The following is a 3118-nucleotide window of genomic DNA, read 5'->3' as shown; positions in this document are numbered from 1 at the left end:
TTAGAACTATATCGGAAATTACGCCCTGGAGAGCCACCAACTATTGCAGGTGGGGAACAACTACTCCACAGTCGATTCTTTGACCAAAAAAGGTATGACCTAGGAAAGGTAGGAAGATATAAGCTCAATAAAAAGCTCAGGTTAAACTTACCAGACACAGTACGAGTATTAACCAAAGAAGACATATTAGCCGTAGTTGACTATCTAATTAATTTAGAATATGACATTGGTCAAACAGATGATATTGACCATTTAGGAAACCGACGGGTGAGAAGTGTAGGAGAACTTCTACAAAACCAAGTAAGAGTAGGTTTAAATCGTTTAGAGCGAATTATCCGAGAGCGGATGACCGTATCCGAGGCAGACTCATTAACACCAGCATCACTGGTTAACCCGAAACCATTGGTAGCAGCTATCAAAGAATTCTTCGGCTCCTCTCAGTTGTCCCAATTTATGGACCAAACAAACCCATTGGCAGAGCTGACTCACAAACGACGAATATCAGCTTTAGGACCAGGAGGACTAACTAGAGAAAGAGCAGGATTTGCTGTACGAGATATCCATCCTTCTCATTACGGGCGAATTTGTCCGATTGAGACACCAGAAGGGCCAAATGCTGGCTTAATTGGTTCCTTAGCAAATCATGCTAAAGTCAATGGCTACGGATTCATCGAAACACCATATTATCCTGTAGAAAATGGTCGAGTGCTGCGCGAGGGCAAGCCAATATACATGACAGCAGACGCAGAAGATGATTCCCGGGTAGCACCAGGGGACATTATGACCGATGCAGAAGGTAATATTTTAGGGGAAGTTGTACCAGTACGTTATCGACAAGACTTTACTACTACCAGTCCCCAACAAGTAGACTATGTAGCAGTCTCTCCGGTGCAAGTAGTTTCAGTTGCTACGTCATTAATTCCATTTTTGGAACATGATGATGCTAACCGAGCATTGATGGGTTCCAATATGCAACGACAAGCAGTTCCATTGTTGCGCCCAGAAAGACCCCTAGTTGGAACAGGTTTAGAAGCCCAAGCTGCCAGGGACTCCGGTATGGTAGTTATTACCCGCACAGATGGAGAAGTTAGCTTTATAGACTCAACTAAAATATCTGTGGTCGATCCAGAAGGTAATGAAATAGATTACCCATTGTGTAAATATCAAAGGTCTAACCAAGATACTTGCTTAAATCAAAGACCTTTGGTATATGAGGGAGACCAAGTAGTAGCTGGTCAAGTATTAGCTGATGGTTCCTCCACTGAAGGTGCTGAGTTGGCTTTAGGGCAGAATATTTTGGTGGCTTATATGCCTTGGGAAGGTTATAACTACGAAGATGCAATTCTCATTAGTCAACGTTTAGTGTATGACGATGTTTATACATCTATTCACATTGAAAAGTTTGAGATTGAGGCCCGACAGACAAAATTAGGACCTGAAGAAATTACCAGAGAAATTCCTAATGTAGGGGAAGATGGTCTGCGAAACTTAGATGAACAAGGAATAATTCGAGTTGGTGCTTGGGTAGAATCTGGAGATATTCTGGTCGGTAAAGTGACGCCCAAGGGAGAGTCTGATCAACCACCTGAAGAAAAGTTGTTGCGGGCAATTTTTGGAGAAAAAGCACGGGATGTACGAGATAATTCTCTCCGAGTACCGAATGGTGAAAAAGGCCGTATAGTTGATGTGCGAGTATTTACGAGGGAAAAAGGAGATGAATTGCCTCCTGGAGCAAATATGGTGGTCAGGGTTTATGTGGCTCAAAAGCGGAAGATTCAGGTAGGAGATAAAGTAGCAGGGCGACATGGAAATAAGGGTATTGTTTCACGGATTTTACCTATTGAAGATATGCCTTATTTGCCCGATGGTACTCCATTAGATGTAGTGTTAAATCCATTGGGTGTACCTTCGAGGATGAATGTGGGGCAGATTTTTGAGTGCTTGCTAGGATGGGCAGGTGAGGTTTTGAATGTGCGATTTAAGTGTGTACCTTTTGATGAGATGCACGGTCGTGAAAAATCAAGGGAAACGGTACATCGAATGTTGGAATTGGCCAGGGAACGTTCTGGTAAAGATTGGGTATTTAATGAAAATTATGCCGGGAAAATTCCTGTTTATGATGGACGCACTGGAGAAAAGTTTGACCGTCCAGTAACTGTGGGAATTGCTTATATGTTGAAACTGGTTCACTTAGTTGATGATAAGATTCATGCTCGTTCCACAGGACCTTATTCTCTAGTGACTCAGCAACCTTTGGGTGGTAAGGCACAACAAGGTGGTCAGCGTTTTGGAGAAATGGAAGTATGGGCATTAGAAGCTTTTGGTGCTGCTTATACTTTGCAAGAATTATTGACTGTGAAATCCGATGATATGCAGGGTCGGAATGAGGCGTTGAATGCAATTGTTAAAGGAAAAGCAATTCCACGACCTGGTACTCCTGAATCTTTCAAGGTATTAATGCGAGAGTTACAGTCTCTATGTTTAGATATTGCAGCTCACAAGGTAGAAACTATGGATGATGGTACGACTCAGGATGTGGAAGTTGATTTGATGGCAGATATACCAGGAAAGCGAGCGCCTTCTCGTCCAGTATATGAGTCGTTGTCTCAAGAGGAAAACCCCCAGTAAGTAAATTAGGTAGTAGGTTTTAAGTGGTAGGTGGTAGGTTAATTAGATGATATTTCTTCTCATAACCTGACTCCTACTGCAATTTACGGCATTACTGAGGGGCAGGGTGAATATAAGTGGGGTGGACATCCTGCCTGGGGTGAAAATATAAGGAACGGGCAAGATGCCCCCAAACACAAAACTATTAAAATCATCCCGCATTTATGCAACGCCCAATTTACTAACTAACTTGTAAAAATTATACTGCCAAAAATGGGGTAAATACAGAAAGCGAAAACTTCTCTAAAGTTAATCAAACTTCCTCATAACTATAGCTATAAAACTAAAGTGAGTAAGTTTTTCAGTTGTCTATCCATTGAGTCGTTATTACCTACAATTAAGGTATGAAGCTAGTTGAACGTCATGTTATCACCAAATCACATTATTTGTGGTCAGCTTGTGACCAGAAGGCTTTTTTGTCAAAAAATCTGTTCAATTTAGCCAATTACCA

General features: G+C 41.8%; 1 protein-coding gene. It reads left to right on the top strand.

The genetic code is table 11. The annotated features are described in order from the left end of the window. The coding region (gene rpoB, locus F6K13_RS25620) for a DNA-directed RNA polymerase subunit beta (RefSeq protein ID WP_287288798.1) at positions 1–2628 on the top strand (2628 nt) is incomplete at its 5' end. Positions 2629–3118 lie beyond the last annotated feature (490 nt).

Origin of the sequence: Okeania sp. SIO2B9 (genome assembly GCF_010672505.1) — a bacterium.
Taxonomy (GTDB): Bacteria; Cyanobacteriota; Cyanobacteriia; order Cyanobacteriales; family Microcoleaceae; genus Okeania; species Okeania hirsuta.
Note: the sequence above shows the minus strand (reverse complement) of the source record. Positions and strands in the feature narration are given on the sequence as shown.